General features: G+C 67.7%; 14 protein-coding genes. 4 read left to right on the forward strand and 10 right to left on the reverse strand.

The window, feature by feature from the left end; genetic code table 11:
• Positions 1 to 4: 4 nt before the first annotated feature.
• From OEL49_RS12200 to ppx, 5 genes are read right to left on the reverse strand one after another with little or no spacing between them, the layout of a single operon-like run.
• Complete coding sequence (locus tag OEL49_RS12200) at positions 5 to 592, reverse strand: ABC-type transport auxiliary lipoprotein family protein (RefSeq protein ID WP_014237829.1); 588 nt, start codon at positions 590 to 592, stop codon at positions 5 to 7.
• Positions 589 to 1,512, reverse strand: coding sequence for an MlaD family protein (locus tag OEL49_RS12205; RefSeq protein WP_014237830.1), 924 nt, complete (start codon positions 1,510 to 1,512; stop codon positions 589 to 591). The genes OEL49_RS12200 and OEL49_RS12205 overlap by 4 nt, the downstream gene beginning before the upstream one ends.
• Positions 1,513 to 1,531: 19 nt before the next feature.
• Positions 1,532 to 2,305 (reverse strand): ABC transporter ATP-binding protein, encoded by a 774-nt coding sequence (locus OEL49_RS12210; protein WP_014237831.1) that lies wholly within the window; start codon positions 2,303 to 2,305, stop codon positions 1,532 to 1,534.
• On the reverse strand, positions 2,302 to 3,417 hold the full coding sequence (locus OEL49_RS12215) for an MlaE family ABC transporter permease (RefSeq protein ID WP_014237832.1): 1,116 nt from the start codon (positions 3,415 to 3,417) through the stop codon (positions 2,302 to 2,304). The genes OEL49_RS12210 and OEL49_RS12215 overlap by 4 nt, the downstream gene beginning before the upstream one ends.
• A 4-nt stretch (positions 3,418 to 3,421) precedes the next feature.
• A complete protein-coding gene (ppx, locus tag OEL49_RS12220; protein ID WP_014237833.1) occupies positions 3,422 to 4,957 on the reverse strand; it encodes an exopolyphosphatase in 1,536 nt (511 codons plus the stop codon).
• Between the two features lie 231 nt (positions 4,958 to 5,188).
• On the opposite strand from ppx, the gene ppk1 reads away from it, so the two are divergent.
• On the forward strand, positions 5,189 to 7,297 hold the full coding sequence (ppk1, locus tag OEL49_RS12225; protein ID WP_014237834.1) for a polyphosphate kinase 1: 2,109 nt from the start codon (positions 5,189 to 5,191) through the stop codon (positions 7,295 to 7,297).
• 256 nt (positions 7,298 to 7,553) lie between these two features.
• Positions 7,554 to 8,120: an NADPH-dependent FMN reductase gene (locus OEL49_RS12230; protein WP_014237835.1), complete on the forward strand. Its 567-nt coding sequence runs from the start codon at positions 7,554 to 7,556 to the stop codon at positions 8,118 to 8,120.
• A gap of 110 nt (positions 8,121 to 8,230) precedes the next feature.
• Here the strand turns inward: OEL49_RS12230 and OEL49_RS12235 are convergent, their stop codons facing one another.
• A complete protein-coding gene (locus OEL49_RS12235; protein ID WP_014237836.1) occupies positions 8,231 to 10,453 on the reverse strand; it encodes a RelA/SpoT family protein in 2,223 nt (740 codons plus the stop codon).
• Between the two features lie 184 nt (positions 10,454 to 10,637).
• Here OEL49_RS12235 and OEL49_RS12240 point away from each other — a divergent pair, with 184 nt between their 5' ends.
• Together OEL49_RS12240 and OEL49_RS12245 are read left to right on the forward strand one after the other, a co-directional pair.
• Positions 10,638 to 11,564 (forward strand): DMT family transporter, encoded by a 927-nt coding sequence (locus OEL49_RS12240; RefSeq protein ID WP_014237837.1) that lies wholly within the window; start codon positions 10,638 to 10,640, stop codon positions 11,562 to 11,564.
• Entirely contained in the window at positions 11,564 to 12,364 is an 801-nt protein-coding gene (locus OEL49_RS12245; RefSeq protein ID WP_014237838.1) for a zinc-dependent peptidase, read from the forward strand. The genes OEL49_RS12240 and OEL49_RS12245 overlap by 1 nt, the downstream gene beginning before the upstream one ends.
• Here OEL49_RS12245 and OEL49_RS12250 read toward each other — a convergent pair.
• The 4 genes from OEL49_RS12250 to OEL49_RS12265 all read right to left on the reverse strand — a co-directional run bounded on the left by OEL49_RS12250 (position 12,334) and on the right by OEL49_RS12265 (position 15,682).
• The gene (locus OEL49_RS12250; RefSeq protein WP_014237839.1) at positions 12,334 to 13,107 is read right to left on the reverse strand and encodes an alpha/beta fold hydrolase; all 774 of its coding nucleotides are present in this window, start codon (positions 13,105 to 13,107) and stop codon (positions 12,334 to 12,336) included. The two genes, OEL49_RS12245 and OEL49_RS12250, sit on opposite strands and share 31 nt — an antisense overlap.
• Before the next feature lies 1 nt (position 13,108).
• On the reverse strand, positions 13,109 to 14,014 hold the full coding sequence (locus OEL49_RS12255; protein WP_014237840.1) for an alpha/beta fold hydrolase: 906 nt from the start codon (positions 14,012 to 14,014) through the stop codon (positions 13,109 to 13,111).
• 67 nt (positions 14,015 to 14,081) lie between these two features.
• On the reverse strand, positions 14,082 to 15,119 hold the full coding sequence (locus OEL49_RS12260; RefSeq protein ID WP_287874858.1) for a potassium channel family protein: 1,038 nt from the start codon (positions 15,117 to 15,119) through the stop codon (positions 14,082 to 14,084).
• Positions 15,116 to 15,682: a DUF2062 domain-containing protein gene (locus OEL49_RS12265; RefSeq protein WP_043799396.1), complete on the reverse strand. Its 567-nt coding sequence runs from the start codon at positions 15,680 to 15,682 to the stop codon at positions 15,116 to 15,118. Before OEL49_RS12265 ends, OEL49_RS12260 begins: the two co-directional genes overlap by 4 nt.
• Between the last annotated feature and the right edge of the window lie 68 nt (positions 15,683 to 15,750).

Raw genomic sequence — 15,750 nt, forward strand, 5'->3', positions numbered from 1 at the left:
ACTGCTAACGGCAGGGAGCCAGTCTGGCCTCCCGCTCCAGGTCGGCCAGCCGACGTCCGATTTCCTGGCCGAAGGCATCGGCAGCCAGGCTCAGCGCAACCACCCCACCCCGCGCATCGGGGCTAGGAGCGGGCTTCTCCACGCTGAACGGACGCTCGAATATGAGTTTGCGCTGTTTGTCGAACAATGTCATGCGGCCCTGCAACACGCCGCGGCTCTGGGTCGGGCTGTCGAAGACCTGGGTGAATTCATCCACCTCCAGGCGCAGGGCGCAACCGCCGTTGCCGCCGCCCAGCTGCTGACGCAGGCGCAGGTTGAGCAACTGCCCCGCCGGCGCCGCCCAGCGGCTCTGGCTGTAGGCCATGAGGCGGCTGGCGTCGTCGTAGGCCAGACGGTAATTCACTGCCGGCGTATCGAGCCAGGGGACCAGGCGCAGCTCCAGGCTGACGGGCCTGGCCACGGCGCTGGCCTCGGCCAGGCGCGGCCCGAAATCGTAGGTGGCGGCCGGCGGGGCGCCGCGGCCGCCGGCGCAGGCGGCCAGGGTCAGCAGCAGGGAACAGGCGGCGAGGCGCCCGATGGTGGCGAAGGTCATGGATTTCTCCCGGGATGGGGCAGGAAGCCGGGCTCCCCGGGGCCGGGCACGGGGGCCGGGGCGCCGAAGATGAGGCTTTGAGGGTCCCGTTCCACCTGGTTCAGGACCCGATTGAGCTGGCGCGTGCTGGCGGCGATGTCGCCGGCCAGGTCGCCCCAGCGCGGCGACAGCAGCCCGGCGCCGGATTCGCCGCCGCCAGACTGTTCCAGCCGCTCCGACAGGCGGCGCAGGCCGGCCACCAGTTCCTTGGCTTCCCTGGCGGTGCCGGCGCTGCCTTCGAGGGCGCTGCTGAGGTGTTTCAGGTTGTCGTCGGCCAGGGCCTTGCGCAGCTGCACCAGGGTCGGCCCCAGCTCCTGGGCGGCGGGTTTCAGGCCGGCGGAGATGCTTTCCAGGTTGGCCAGGGTGTTGCCGACCCGGCGCTGGTTCTCCTCCCCCACCAGCTGGTTGGCGGAAGTCAGCAGTTCCCGCGCCTGGCGCAGGGTCTCGGCGCCGGCATCGGAAAGCTCCTGGATCAGGGAAGGCTGCATGGGAATGCGCGGCAGGCCGTCGCCGGCCGCCAGGGGACGGTCGTCGTCGCCCCGCTCCTCCAGCTGCACCTGGGCCAGGCCGGTGACGCCCTGGTAGTTGAGCAGGGCCACGGTGCTGCGGGTCACCGGCACCTCGTCGAGGATGCTGATGCGGATGAGGATGTCGTCGGGCTGGTTCTTGTCCAGGCGGATATCCTCCACCCGGCCGACGCGGATGCCCCGGTAGCGCACCTGGGCCTGCAGGTTGAGGCCGGTGACGTTGCCCTGGGTCACCACCAGGTAGTCCCGGGTGACGTCGTGCTTGCCGCCGAACCACCACACGGAGAACAGGACGGCCGCTGCCAGAAGCAGGGTGAACAGTCCGGCAACGAGGGCATGGGCGCGGTTTTCCATAAACGACTCCTGCTGACGCCTAGAGGGGCGCGGGGGCGGCCGGGCCTGGGGCCGCGGCGGCGCCGCCGAAAAAACTCGAAATGAAGGGATGCTCCACCCGGCGCACCTCCTCCGGCGTGCCGAAGGCGACGATGCGCTGGTCGGCCAGCACGGCGATATGGGTGGACAGGCCGGTCAGGGTGGCCAGGTCGTGGGTCACCATGATCACGGTGAAGCCCAGCTCGGCCTGCAGTTCCCGGATCAGGCGCACGAAGCCTTCGCTGCGGTCCGGGTCCAGGCCGGCGGTGGGCTCGTCCAGGATCAGCAGTTCCGGCTCCAGGGCCAGGGCCCGGGCCAGGGCCACCCGCTTGACCATGCCGCCGGAAAGTTCCGCCGGCTTGAGCAGGCCGTGGCGCGGGTCCAGTTCCACCATGGCCAGCTTCAGGTGCACCAGGTCCCGGATCAGGCTCTCGTCCTCCAGGCCGAATTCCCGCAACGGGAAAGCCACGTTGTCGAAAACGGAGAGGGCCGAATACAGGGCGCCCTGCTGGAACAGCATGCCGAAGCGCTGGCGCAGGGCCCGGTCCACGCCCGGGTCCCCCGAATAGAGGGGGCAGTCGAAGAGATGGACCCGCCCCTTCCACGGTCGCAGCAGCCCCACCACCTCCCGCAGCAGGGTGGTCTTGCCGCTACCGGAGCCGCCCACCAGGCCCACCATCTGGCCCTGCTCCACCACCAGGTCCAGCTCCCGATGGATCACCGTGTCACCGTAGCGGCTCCACAGGCCATGGACTTCGATGACCGGCCGGCTCATTTGGGCAGCCCGATCTCGCGGGTGGCGATGGCGAACAGAGCATCCACCAGGATGACGATGGTGATGGCGGTGACCACGGCGGCGGTGGTGCGGGCCGAAAGACTCTCGGTGTTGGGTTTGACGTGGAGGCCGAAGTGGCAGGCCACCAGGGAAATGAGCAGGCCGAAAACCCAGCCCTTGGCCAGGCCGATCCACAGGTTGGCCAGGGGCACGGCCTTGGGCAGCTGGTCGAGGAAGAAACCGTAGGACAACCCTAGCTGCAGGTTGGCCGAGACCATGCCGCCCAGGATGCCGGCGGCGGAGGTCCACAGCACCAGCAGGGGCAAGGCGGTGGTGAGGGCGGCGATTTTCGGCAGCACCAGGCGCTGGGTGCGGGAGATGCCCATGGTGGCCAGGGCGTCAATTTCCTCGGTGACCCGCATGACGCCGATCTGGGCCGTCATGGCCGAGCCGGAACGGCCGGCCACCAGCACCGCCACCAGCACCGGCCCCAGTTCCCGGATGATGCTGATGCCCAGGATGTTCACGATGAAGATGTCGGCGCCGAACATCTTCAGTTGCAGGGCCGACAGGTAGCTCATCACCACGCCGATGAGAAAACCCACCAGGGCCGTCACCGGCAGGGCCTTGGCGCCGCTCTTGTAGAGGGTGGCCGAGTACTCGACCCAGGGCAGTTCCCGGGGATGGCGCAGCAGGTAGGCCAGGTCCAGCACCAGCTGGCCCAGCAGGGCCACCAGGCCGAGCAGGTTGTGGCTGAACTTGAGGACGAAGACGCCGAGGGCTTCCACCGCTTCGAAGGGGCGGGCCGGCGGCAGGGCCGCAGCCGCCGGCGGCAGGGCCGCCACCCGTTCCAGGGCGCGCCGGTGATCGGCTGCCAGGGCCACGCCGGGCGGCCACTGGCGGCCCCAGGCGCGCCACAGGAGGAGCGCCCCCAGGCTGTCGAGACGCCCCAGGGTGGTCAGGTCCCAGCCGGCACCGGCGGCGGCCAGGGCGGCCAGGCGATCTTCCAGCTCGGCCAGGGAACGGGGCAGGGAGGCCAGGGTCCAGTCGCCGCTGATGCGGGCGATGGGGCCCGCGTCGCCCTGTACCGTTTCCAGGCCGCCCGCGTTCATGGCTTCAGGCCGCCTGCCTGCCGCCACCCTTGGCGGCGTTGAGGCGCTTCAGGCGGAATTCCAGGCCGGCCCGCTGCCAGGCCTGGATTTCTTCGGCGAAGGCTGCCGCCGTCAGGGGATTGGCGGCCAGCCAGTCCGCCGGCAGTTCCAGGGTGGCGCCCTTGTCGCCCATGGCGATGCTGTAGGGCGGCCGCCCCTGGTCGCTGCGGGAGCGGTGGAAGAGTACGGCCAGGCGCAGGGAGAGGATCAGCAGCCAGTTCACGTCGCCCTTGGGCAGCACCGCCACCTTGTCCAGCTTGCCCCGGTGCCCCAGCACCAGCATGGCCAGGCGGGCCTGGTCCTTCTTGGAGAAGCCGGGCATGTCGGCGAAGGTGAGGATGTAGGCGCCGTGTTTGTGGTAGCCGTTGTGGGCGATGGAAATGCCGATCTCGTGCAGCTTGGCGGCCCAGCGCAGGAAATGCTCCGCATTGTCCCGGTCCGTGCTGTCGCCGCCGCAGCCGCCCGTATCAAGGTGGCTGAAGATTTCCCCGGCGGTCTGCTCCACCCGCTGGGCCTGCCACAGATCCACCTGGTAGCGGCGCATGAAGCTGGCCACGGTGGCGTCGCGCATGTCGTGGTGGTGGAAACGGCCCAGCAGGTCGTAGAGCACCCCCAGGCGCAGGGCGCCGTCACCGTAGGTCATGTGCTCCAGCTGCAGGGTCTCGAAGATGGCGCCCATGATGGCGATGCCGCCGGAAAGCACCGGCGTGCGGTCGTTGCGCAGGCCTTCCAGGGGCATGGCCTCGGCGGAGCCGGCCTTGAGCAGGATGGCGCGCAGCTTCTGCAGGCCCTCCCGGGTGATGCCGGCGACGCCGCCCGGATTGAGGTTGTTCAGCTCCAGCACGTCGGCGATGGCCCGGGCCGTGCCGGAGGAGCCGACGGCCTCGTTCCAGCCCAGGCGCTGGTAGTCGTGGGCGATGGTCTGGATTTCCTTGCCCGCCGCCACTTCGGCTTCCCGCAGGCGCTTCTTGTCCACCTTGCCGTCGGGGAAGAAGCGCACCGTGTAGCTGACGCAGCCCATGTACAGGGATTCCAGCAGCAGGGGCTCGGCGCCGCGGCCGATGATGAATTCGGTGGAGCCGCCGCCGATGTCGAAGACCAGGCGCTTGTGCTCCGCCGGCGGCAGGGAATGGGCGGCGCCGATGTAGATCAGGCGCGCCTCTTCGCGGCCGGCGATGATTTCGATGGGGAAGCCCAGGGCCTCTTCCAGCCGGGGCAGCAGTTCGGGGGCGTTCTTCGCTACCCGCAGGGTGTTGGTGGCCACCACCCGCACGGCGTCGGGGGCGAAACCCCGCAGGCGCTCGCCGAACAGGCGCAGGGCGGCGATGGCCCGTTCCTGGGCGGCTTCGTTGAGGTATTTGTCGGGGGACAGGCCGGAAGCGAGCCGGACCGGCTCCTTGAGGGAATCCAGGGGATAGATCTGGTCGTCCACCACCCGCCCGACCTGCAGGCGGAAGCTGTTGGAGCCCAGATCGACGGCGGCAATCAATTCATAGCGCATGCAGCGGGCAGCCTTTTCAGTGGCTCTTGTTCTGTCGGAGAGCCGTCATTCTAGCACCCGCAATGTGGGCGTCTCGTGACAGCGACCCGGAACGCCCCGCACGGCACCAACCGTGGGAAAGGGCGCATACTGGTCGTTTGCGGTCATATTCCCTTAACATTAACGTAACAAAATGGCGTTTGTCCGTAATCCGGCAATCACGCCACTCCCCTGCCCCGCGCCACCGCCGCCATGAACCTGAACCGATCCCACATCTACCGCCGCTTCCCCCCGGAAAATTTCATCAACCGGGAACTGGGCCTGCTGGCCTTCAACCGCCGTGTCTTCGCCCAGGCAGAGAACCTTTCCATCCCACTGTTGGAGCGGCTGCGTTACCTGTGCATCGTTTCCTCCAACCTGGACGAGTTTTTCGAGATTCGTGTCGCCGGCCTGAAAGAACAGCTCAAGCTGGGTTCCTCCACCCGCACCACCGACGGCAAGACGCCCCAGGAGGTGTATCGCCAGGTATCCGCCGAAGCCCACCGCCTGATGCACGAGCAGTACGAACTGCTCAACGCCGATGTGCTGCCGGCTTTGGAGAAGGAAGGCGTGCAGTTCCTGCGCCGTACCCGCTGGACCGACGCCCAGCGCGAGTGGGTGCGAGACTATTTCTTCCGCGAGGTGATGCCGGTGCTCACCCCCATCGGCCTGGACCCTTCCCACCCCTTCCCCCGGGTGCTCAACAAGAGCCTCAACTTCGCCGTGGAACTGGAAGGGCGGGACGCCTTTGGTCGCAATTCCGGCGCCGCCATCGTCCAGGCGCCCCGGGTGCTACCCCGGGTCATCCGCCTGCCGCGTGAGTTGGGAGAAACGGAATATAGCTTCGTCTTCCTCTCCTCCATCCTCCATGCCTTCGTCGGCGAACTATTCGCCGGCATGAACGTGCTGGGTTGCTACCAGTTCCGCGTCACCCGCAACTCCGACCTCTTCGTGGACGAGGAAGAGGTGAAGAACCTGCGCACCAAGATTCAGGGCGAACTGCCCCAGCGTCATTTCGGTGATGCGGTGCGTCTGGAGGTTGCAGACAACTGCTCCCCCGCCATGAGCGAATTCCTGCTCGGCCAGTTCAACCTGTCGGAAAACGATCTGTACCGGGTAAACGGCCCGGTGAATCTGGTGCGCCTGATGCAAATTCCCGACCAGGTGGACCGGCCGGACCTGAAATTCCCCCCCTTCCCCCCGGGGCTGCCGAAGACCCTGGAAAAGCGGGCCAGCATCTTCGCCAGTATCCGCAAGAACGACATCCTGCTGCACCACCCCTACCAGAGCTTCACCCCGGTGATCGACCTGCTCAGCCAGGCGGCCACGGACCCGGCGGTGGTGGCCATCAAGATGACGGTGTACCGCACCGGCACCGACTCGGTGCTGATGGAATCCCTCATCCGCGCCGCCGAGAACGGCAAGGAAGTGACCGCGGTGGTGGAACTGATGGCCCGTTTCGACGAAGAGGCCAACATCAACTGGGCCACCCGTCTGGAAGAAGTCGGCGCCCACGTGGTGTACGGCGTGGTGGGCCACAAGACCCACGCCAAGATGATCATGATCGTGCGCCGGGAAGAGGACAAGAACGGCCAGAGCCGCCTGCGCCGCTATGTGCACCTGGGCACCGGCAATTACCACCCACGCACCGCCCGGCTGTACACCGACTTCGGTCTGCTCACCGCGGACGAGCAGATGGGGGCCGACGTCAACGAAGTCTTCAAGCAGCTCACCGGCCTGGGCCGGGCCCAGGCCCTGCACCACCTGTGGCAGGCGCCCTTTACCCTGCACGCCAACATCATCGCCGCCATTCGCAAGGAAGCGGAACACGCCAAGGCCGGCCGGCCCGCCAGCATCATCGCCAAGATGAATTCCCTGCTCGAGCCGGAGACCATCATGGCCCTCTACGAAGCCTCCCAGGCCGGGGTGAAGATCGATCTCATCGTGCGTGGCGTCTGCGCCCTGCGCCCCGGGGTGCCGGGGCTGTCGGAGAACATCCGGGTGCGCTCCATCATCGGCCGCTTCCTCGAACACCACCGGATTTTCTATTTCCACGCCGATGGCGCGGAAAACGTCTATCTCTCCTCCGCCGACTGGATGGAACGCAACTTCTTCCGCCGCATCGAACTGTGCTTCCCGGTACTGGACCCGAAGCTGAAGAAGCGGGTCATCGTCGAAGGCCTGCGCCCCTACATGGTGGATAACCAGCAGGCCTGGGAAATGGATGGCGCCTCCGGCGGCTACACCCGCAAGCGCAGCCCCCGGGCCAAGCCCCGCTGCGCCCAGAGCGAACTGCTGCAGGGGCTTTCCAGCGGCGTCTGAAAAGCCCGAACCCTACCCCCGCCAGAAGGCAGAAGGGACGCCCATCTCCGCGCATCAAGGGCCGGGAGTGGCGTCCCTTCTGCCTTCCAGGGCAGGGTGGCCGCAGATGCCCATACCGCCGCCCCCGGCGACGGCCTTGCCTTTCCCGGCCAGGGGAACGATGCTGTCACTTCCCTGGCCTCACCCCCAGACTGCGTCACCCCGCATCATCCCGCCTCACCCGTTCCCGTTGCACTGACTTCAAGGAGAAGAGGAAATGAGCACCGCCACCCCGCTGCGCATCGTCACCCTGGTTGGCAGCCTGCGCCAGGCCTCCTACAACCGCATGGTCGCCAACACCCTGCCGGAACTGGCCCCGGCCGGCGTCACCATCAGCGCCCTGCCCGCCCTCAACGACATTCCCCTCTACAACGGCGACGTGGAAGCCCAGGGCATCCCACCCGCCGTCACTGCCTTGGCTGACGCCATCCGGGCCGCCGATGGCCTCATCATCATCACCCCCGAATACAACTATTCCGTACCCGGGGTGCTGAAGAACGCCATCGACTGGCTCTCCCGGATTCCCAACCAGCCCTTCGCCGGCAAGCCGGTGGCCCTGCAATCCGCCTCCATGGGCCCCTTTGGCGGCGCCCGGGCCCAGTACCACTTGCGCCAGGTGCTGATCTATCTCAACCCGCGGGTCTTCAACGTGCCGGAAGTGATGGTGGGCAGCGTGCAGAACAAGGTGGATGCGGCCAACGGCAAGCTCAACGACGCCAGCACCCGGGATTACATTGCCGGCCAGTTGGCCAAGTTCGCCGACTTCATCCGCGCCGGCGCCTGAACCGCCCCGCGGTAGCAGGCGAAAAAGAAAACGCCCTCCTTGGAGGGCGTTTTTTCTTGCCGCCGGGGCGTCCGGCCACAGCCGAGCGAGGCGGCTTTACCTGGCGGGCGTCACCCCCGCCGCGCCCCCACCACGCCCTGGACATCGTGGATCAGCTTCAAGGTCCGCGTCAGCTGGGGCAGGTTGAGGATTTCCACGGTGAAGCCCATGTGGGCCTGGCCCTGCTTGGAGAGGGTCTGCACGCCGATGACGTTGATCTTCTCCCGGGCGAAGACGTCGGAGATGTCCCGCAGCAGGCCCTGGCGGTCGTGGGCGTCCACCGTGATGTCCACCGGAAAGATGCCGTGGGGATGGCCGCCCCACTCGGTCTCGATCACCCGCTCCGGGTGCAGGGCCTGGAGGTTGGCAAAGTCCGGGCAGTCGGCCCGGTGGATGGAGACGCCCTTGCCCCGGGTGACGAAACCCTGGATCGGGTCCGGCGGTGCCGGCTTGCAGCAGCGGGCCAGCTGGGTCAATAGCTTGTCCACGCCGACGATGAGAATGCCCCGGTCGCCGGCGCCCTCCCCTTCAGCCGGTTTGGGCCGGCGCACCGGCATGGGTTCCATGCCCCGCTCGTCCACCGGCGGCTCGGTGCCGCGCACGGCGGCCTGGAACAGGCGCAGGTTGAGTTCGTTGCGGGCGGCGGCGATGTAGAGGTCGTCCGCCTTGGCGTAGCCCAGCTTGCCCGCCAGTTCTTCCAGATTGGTGCCGCCGCCGCCGACCCGCTGGATTTCCTTGGCCACGATGCCCCGGCCTTCGGCCAGGGATTCTTCCAGGGCCAGGTTGGAGAACCAGGCCCGGGCCTTGGTGCGTGCCGTCTTGGTGGCGATGTAGCCGAGGGAGGGATTGAGCCAGTCCCGGGAGGGGCCGCCCTGCTTGGCGGCGACGATCTCCACCCGCTGCCCGGTCTTCAGGGCCGTATCCAGGGGCACCAGGGCCCCGTCCACCTTGGCGCCGCGGCAGCGGTGGCCCAGGTCGGTGTGCAGGCGGTAGGCGAAGTCCACCGGGGTGGCGCCTTGGGGCAGGTCCACCACCTTGCCCTGGGGCGTCATGACGTAGATGGTCTCGTCCAGGGCGGCCTGCTTGTAGTGGTTCACCCAGTCGGAGGAGTCGGATACTTCGTCCTTCCAGGTCAGCAGCTGGCGCAGCCAGGCGATCTTGTCGTCGTAGTTGTCCTCGGAGCTGTGCTTGGTGCCTTCCTTGTAGCGCCAGTGGGCGGCCACGCCCAGCTCGGCGTGGCGGTGCATTTCCCAGGTGCGGATCTGCACTTCCAGGCTGCGCCCGTCGGGGCAGCGCACGGCGGTGTGCAGGGAGCGGTAGTTGTTGCCCTTGGGATTGGAGATGTAGTCGTCGAATTCCTTGGGGATCGGCGTCCAGATGTTGTGCACGATGCCCAGCACCGTGTAGCAGTCCTTGACCTCGTCCACGATGACGCGCAGGGCCCGGATGTCGTACACCTCGGAGAAATCCACGCCCTTCTTGCGCATCTTGTTCCAGATGGAATAGATGTGCTTGGGCCGGCCGTAGATTTCCGCCTTGTGGATGCCCACCGCCGCCAGCTCGGACTTGACCCGGTCCACCGCGTCGATGATGAACTGCTCCCGCTCCAGACGCTTCTCGTCGAGCATCTTGGCGATTTTCTTGTAGGTGTCCGGGTGGATGAAGCGGAAGGAGAGGTCCTCCAGCTCCCACTTCAGTTCCCACACCCCCAGGCGGTTGGCCAGGGGCGAATACAGTTCCAGGGTTTCCCGGGCCACGTGCACCCGCAGGTCGTCCGGCTCGGCGGCGTAGTAACGCAGGGTCTGGGTGCGGGAGGCGAGGCGCAGCAGCACCACCCGGATGTCTTCCACCATGGCCAGGAACATCTTGCGCAGGACTTCCACCTGGGCCTTCATTTCCTGGGGATTCTGGGTGGTGTCGGCGACGAAGCCGCGGGAGATGGGGCGCAGCCGGTTGAGGCGGGAGATGCCGCCCACCAGGTGGGCGACGCCGCCGCCAAAGCGTTCGTTGAGGGTTTCCAGGCCCTTCTCGTCGTAGGTGGCCACGGCGAAGAGCAGGGCCGCGGCGCGGGAGTCCGCGTCCAGCTTCAGGCCGGCGATGATGAGGGCCATCCCCAGGGCGTGGGAGAGGATGCCCTCGCCGCTGCCCAGGGTGTTGTCGCCATAGGCGTCACGGGCGAAGAGGGCCGCCTCCCGGATAAAGGCCGTCTCGTTTTCGGAGAGGCCATCGGTGAGGGTCAGGAGGGACTGTTCGAAGTCGCTCTGCGCGGCGACGGAATGGACGACGGAAACCATGGCGCGGATTATACGCCCCTGGCGGCAAATACGCCGGGACCCGCGCCGGGCCGCCTCCCGGGGCCGGCAGTGCCGCCAACGTAGGTCCGCCGCGACCCCGGGCACTGGCCCGCCGTTGGGGCATAATCCACGCTCCAGCCAACGACAAAGGCCGCGCCCCCAGGTAGCGGCCGGACAGAGAGACATGAACCCCAACACGCCCCTTTACCGGCATCCCTACCTGCTGCTGACCCTGACCGCCCTCTTCTGGTCCGGCAACATGGTCCTGGGCCGCGGCATCCGCGCCGACGTGCCGCCCATCGCCCTGGCTTTCTGGCGCTGGGTCATCGCCCTGGCCCTGATCGCGCCCCTGGCCCTGCCCCACCTGAAGGAACAGTGGCCCCTGCTGAAAAAGGGCTGGAAGCCGGTGCTGCTGCTGGGCATCCTCGGCGTCGGCTGCTACAACACCTTCGCCTACGTGGCCCTGCAGTACACCGCCGCCACCAATGCGGTGCTGCTCAACTCCTTCATTCCCATCGTCACCATCGCCCTCTCCTGGCTGTTCCTGGGCAAGCGCCTCAAACCCATCGAAGCGGTGGGCGTGGCCATTTCCTTCCTCGGCGCCACCACCATCATCGCCCGGGGCGACCTGGCGGTGCTGCTGGGCCTTTCCCTCAACCTGGGGGACGTGTGGATGCTGGGGGCGGTGCTGACCTGGGCCATCTACACCGTGGGCCTGCAGTGGCGCCCGGCCGGGGTGCATCCCATGCTCATGCTGGGCGCCCTGACCCTGGTGGGGGTGCTGGCCCTGGCGCCCATCTACGCCCACGAGCTGGGGGCCTTCGGCGGCCCGGCCCGGCACATCAACCTGCACTGGGGCTCCCTGGCCGGCATCGCCTACGTCGGCGTCCTGCCCAGCTTCGTCGGCTACATCTTCTACAACCGGGGCGTGGCCGAGGTGGGGGCCAACAAGGCCAGCCTCTTCATCCACCTCATGCCGGTCTTCGGCACCCTGCTCTCCGCCCTCTTCCTGGGCGAACTGCCCCACCTCTACCACTTCGTCGGCATCGGCCTCATTTTCAGCGGCATCTACCTGACCATGGCCCGCCTGCCCCGTCTCAAGGGCGCCTGATGGGCTGGCTCGACCGACTGCTGGGACGCCGCCGGCCCCGCCCCATTCCGCAGCCCCTGTGGCAGCAGACCGTGGCCCGCCTGCCCTTCCTGCAATGGCTTCCGGCGGCGGACCTGGCGCGCCTGCAAAGCCTCAGCGAAGCCTTCCTGGCGGCCAAGCAGTTTTCCGGAGCCGCCGGCCTGGAGGTGGATGACGCCATGGGCGTGCACATCGCCGCCCAGGGCTGCCTGCCCATCCTCAACCTGGGCCTGGAGTGGTACGACGACTGGGTCGAGATCATCGTCTATCCGGACGAGTTCGTGGTGCCCCGCCAGGAGATGGACCCGGACGGGGTGGTGCACGAATACGACGAGGTGGCGGCGGGCCAGGCCTGGGACGGCGGCCCCCTGATCCTCTCCTGGCAGGACAGCCAGATGGCGGGGGACGGCTACAACGTGGTGATCCACGAATTCGCCCACAAGCTGGACATGATCAACGGCGCCCCGGACGGCCTGCCGCCCCTGCATCCGGGCATGGACAAGGAGGCCTGGATAGCCGCCCTGGACGGGGCCTACGATGATTTCCTGGCCCGGGTGGAGCGGGCCGAAGCCAGGGGCGAGGAGGCCCTCGAGCAGTTGCCCATCGACCCCTACGGCGCCGAGCATCCGGGGGAATTTTTCGCCGTGGTCTCGGAGAGCTTTTTCGAACAGCCCCAGGTGGTGGCCGCCGAGTATCCGGCCCTCTACGCCCAGCTGGCCCTGTTCTACCGCCAGGACCCCCTGGCCCGGGCTCAGGCCGCCGGTTCCAGCCGCTCCAGGTAGCGCACCAGGGCTTCTTGCACCGCCTCCGGCTGATCCCGGTGGGGCGAGTGGCGACAGTCCGCCAGTTCCAGCAGTTCCACCTCCGCCGGCACCTGCTCGGCGATGACCTCGATCTGGCGCAGGGTGGCGTATTCGTCGTCCTTGCCCTGGATGGCCAGCACCGGCACCCGGATGCCCGACAGGTAGGACTCGATGTTCCAGTCGCGGAACTGGGGCGAGAGCCAGGTATCGTGCCAGTCGTGGAAGACCCGGAAGGCATCCCGGTGGTAGCGCCCCAGGCGGGAGGGCCAGTCGGTCTGGCGCCAGGCTTCGCCGGCCTGGCGGATGCCGGCCAGGGCCTCCTCCTCCACCCAGGCGTGGGGCGCCAGCACCACCAGGCCGGAGACGGCCTCGGGATAGGTGCCGGCGTGGATCAGGGCGATGGAGCCGCCGTCGGAATGACCCACCAGCACGGGCCGTTCGATGTCCAGGGCGGCCAGGGTGGCGGGCAGCATCTCCAGAGCCTCGTCGTGCATGTAGCGGGGAGTGCGCGGTGACGGCGCCGGGTCCGAATCGCCGTAACCCTGGCGGGAAAAGACCAGGGTGCGGCAGCCCGTGGCCTGGGCCACCTTGTGCGGGAAGTCGCGCCAGAAGCCGACGCAGCCCAGGCCCTCGTGCAGGAACACCAGGGTCGGGCGATAGATCTGGTGGGCGCTGATCAGCTCGTATTCCAGCTCGCGCCCGAGCACATTCACTTTGGCCACATCAGGCTCCCAGCAGGAATTCCCGGACCACCGCCACCTGGGCCGGGTCCTGGAACATGGGGGCGTGGCCGACGCCGGGGATTTCCCGGGTCCACGCCTGGGGACCGCGCCGGGCCATCTCGGCCAGGGCCTCCCGGGGCAGCAGGTCCGACTCGGCGCCGCGGATGACCAGGGTCGGGCAGCGGATGGCGTCGTAGTAGGGCCACAGGATGACGTCCTGGTGCATGACGAAGCCGAGCTGGAAGGCCTCGGCGATGGCCGGGTCGTAACGCATCTCCCACTGGCCATCGTCGGCCTGGCGCACGCTGGTCTCGGTCAGGTGGCGCCATTGGGCGTCCGTCAGCGAGCCGAAGGGGGCCGAGACCTGGCGGATGAACTGCTCCGCCGCCTCCAGGCTGGGGAAGCGGGGCGCCTTGCCCACGTATTCGCCGATGCGGCGCAGGGATTCGTTGGTGATCACCGGCCCCACGTCGTTGAGGATGAGACGGGTGATGGGGCTGCGCTCCATGGCGGCGATGCACATGCCGATGAGGCCGCCCATGGAGGTGCCGAGCCAGTGCACTTCGGCCACGTCGAGGCGGGCGATGAGGCTCACCATGTCCGCCACGTACTGGGGAAAACCGTAGCCGGACGCCTTTTTCAGCCAGTCGCTGCGGCCCCGGCCGACCACGTCCGGGCACACCACCCGGTAGTGCCGGCTCAGCTGGCGGGCAAGGAAATCGAAATCGCGACCGTTGCGGGTGAGGCCGTGCACGCACACCAGGACCCGGGGATTGGCGGGATCGCCCCACTGGGTATAGGCCATGCGATGCAGGCCGGAGCCGTCCAGGGCGGCGCAGAGCACCCGCTTCTCGACCATGGCCGGCGCGGGGGAAAACAGGCGGCGCAGACTGTTGCAGATATTCATGGGCCTCGTCTCCTGGCAGAGGGTATGGCCCAAAGTCTAGCACTCCCGCGGGGGAGCGCCCCGCCGCCTAGCCGATCATTTCCAGCAGGGAGGCTTCCAGCTCCTGCCGCCCCAGGGCCGAGGCCATGGCGACGATGACGTAGCCGGGATTCAGTTCGTAGTCCTTGGGCGGGTTGAAGACCCAGTCCAGCTTTTCCCGCACCGCCAGCAACACGTACTCGTTGCTGCGCAGCTTCAGGTTGCCCAGGGGCGTCGGCGGGAAATGGCCGGGCACCGCCACCTCTTCCACCCGCAGGCGCTTTTCCGACTTCAGCATCTCGTCGAGGAAGGAGACCACGTGGGGCCGCACCATGAGGGAGGCCAGGCGCATGCCGCCGGTCAGGTCCGGGGAGAAGATGGCGTCGGCGCCGGCCTTCTTCATCTTCTCCACGTTGCGCGACTCCTGGCAGCGGGCCACCACCCGGATGGCCGGATTGAGCTGCTTCACCGTGATGGTGATCATCAGGTTGCGCGAATCGTCGCCGGTGACGGCGAAGACGCCCCGGGCCGATTCCAGCCCGGCGCCCAGCAGCACGTCGTCGTCGGAGGCGTCGCCGTGCAGGTAGAGCAGGCCCGGGCTTTTTTCCCGCTGGGCCTCCAGGCCTTCCAGGTTTTCCTCGATGGCGACGAAGTGGCGGTTGGTGGCTTCCAGCTCCCGCGCCACGTTGCGGCCCACCCGTCCGAAACCGCAGACGATGTAATGGCCGGTGAGCTTCTTGATCATCTTTTCCATGCGCCGTCTCCGCAGCGTGCCGTTGAGATCCGATTCCACCAGGGTCACCGTGACCGTGGAGAAGAGAAAGGACAGGGTGCCTGCCCCGAGAATGCCGATGAACACCGTGAACATCCGGGCCGCCGGATTCTGGGTCATCTCGATGATTTCGCCGTAGCCGATGGTGGCCACGGTGATGAAGGTCATGTAGAAGCAGTCGAACCAGGTGTAGCGCCCCCCGGTCAGCAGGTGGTAGCCGAAGGTGCCGATGACATGCACGGCCACCAGCATGATCAGGGCTCCATAGAGGTAACGCTGGACCTGGAGCGGCTGATTGCTGGTGCTGGCACTCATGGGAATGGATTCGGGGGCGGCGGCGGTGGTTGGCGATAGCGGCGGCGGCGCCATGCGTAGAGCAGGTATGCGCGCCATGCCGTACGGACAATACCATATCCCGCCAGGGCCAGCAGCAGGCCCAGGCACACCAGGCCCAGGGCCAGGGGCTCGCCCAGGGCCAGCAGCCAGTCGCCCAGGGCGCCGATCCAGGCCAGCATGCCCCCATCCCCCGGCTCCGGCGGCGCCACGAAGGCGCCTCCTTCCCGCAGCAGCACCAGCCGGCCCAGATGGTAGGCGACGAAGTAGAGCGGCACGATGGTCAGGGGATTGGTGTACAGGGTGGTCACCAGGGCCAGGGGCAGATTGACCCGGAACAGGGTGGCCAGGATGGCCGCCCCCAGCATCTGGAAGGGGCCTGGAATGAGGCCGCAGAAGAGGCCCACGGCCACGCCGCCGGCGGCGGAATGGCGGTTCAGGTGCCACAGGCGGGGATGCAGCAGGGTGCCGGCAAAGGGCGCCAGCCAGCGGTTGCCGATCAGGGCCTGGTGGTCGGGCAGAAAACGCTTCAGATGTTTGCGCACCATGGATTCATTCTACTGCGCCGGCCCCCGGACGGCCCAGGGCCAGCCCGGGGGCGAAAGTGGCTATG

This window comes from Azospira sp. (assembly GCF_030247495.1).
GTDB classification, from domain to species: domain Bacteria; phylum Pseudomonadota; class Gammaproteobacteria; order Burkholderiales; family Rhodocyclaceae; genus Azospira; species Azospira oryzae.

Excerpts from the sequence above, each read along its gene's own strand:
- OEL49_RS12200 (WP_014237829.1), bottom strand. The coding sequence starts at position 592 with ATGACCTTCGCCACCATCGGGCGCCTCGCCGCCTGTTCCCTGCTGCTG.
- OEL49_RS12205 (WP_014237830.1), bottom strand. The coding sequence starts at position 1,512 with ATGGAAAACCGCGCCCATGCCCTCGTTGCCGGACTGTTCACCCTGCTT.
- OEL49_RS12210 (WP_014237831.1), bottom strand. The coding sequence starts at position 2,305 with ATGAGCCGGCCGGTCATCGAAGTCCATGGCCTGTGGAGCCGCTACGGT.
- OEL49_RS12215 (WP_014237832.1), bottom strand. The coding sequence starts at position 3,417 with ATGAACGCGGGCGGCCTGGAAACGGTACAGGGCGACGCGGGCCCCATC.
- ppx (WP_014237833.1), bottom strand. The coding sequence starts at position 4,957 with ATGCGCTATGAATTGATTGCCGCCGTCGATCTGGGCTCCAACAGCTTC.
- ppk1 (WP_014237834.1), top strand. The coding sequence starts at position 5,189 with ATGAACCTGAACCGATCCCACATCTACCGCCGCTTCCCCCCGGAAAAT.
- OEL49_RS12230 (WP_014237835.1), top strand. The coding sequence starts at position 7,554 with ATGAGCACCGCCACCCCGCTGCGCATCGTCACCCTGGTTGGCAGCCTG.
- OEL49_RS12235 (WP_014237836.1), bottom strand. The coding sequence starts at position 10,453 with ATGGTTTCCGTCGTCCATTCCGTCGCCGCGCAGAGCGACTTCGAACAG.
- OEL49_RS12240 (WP_014237837.1), top strand. The coding sequence starts at position 10,638 with ATGAACCCCAACACGCCCCTTTACCGGCATCCCTACCTGCTGCTGACC.
- OEL49_RS12245 (WP_014237838.1), top strand. The coding sequence starts at position 11,564 with ATGGGCTGGCTCGACCGACTGCTGGGACGCCGCCGGCCCCGCCCCATT.
- OEL49_RS12255 (WP_014237840.1), bottom strand. The coding sequence starts at position 14,014 with ATGAATATCTGCAACAGTCTGCGCCGCCTGTTTTCCCCCGCGCCGGCC.
- OEL49_RS12260 (WP_287874858.1), bottom strand. The coding sequence starts at position 15,119 with ATGAGTGCCAGCACCAGCAATCAGCCGCTCCAGGTCCAGCGTTACCTC.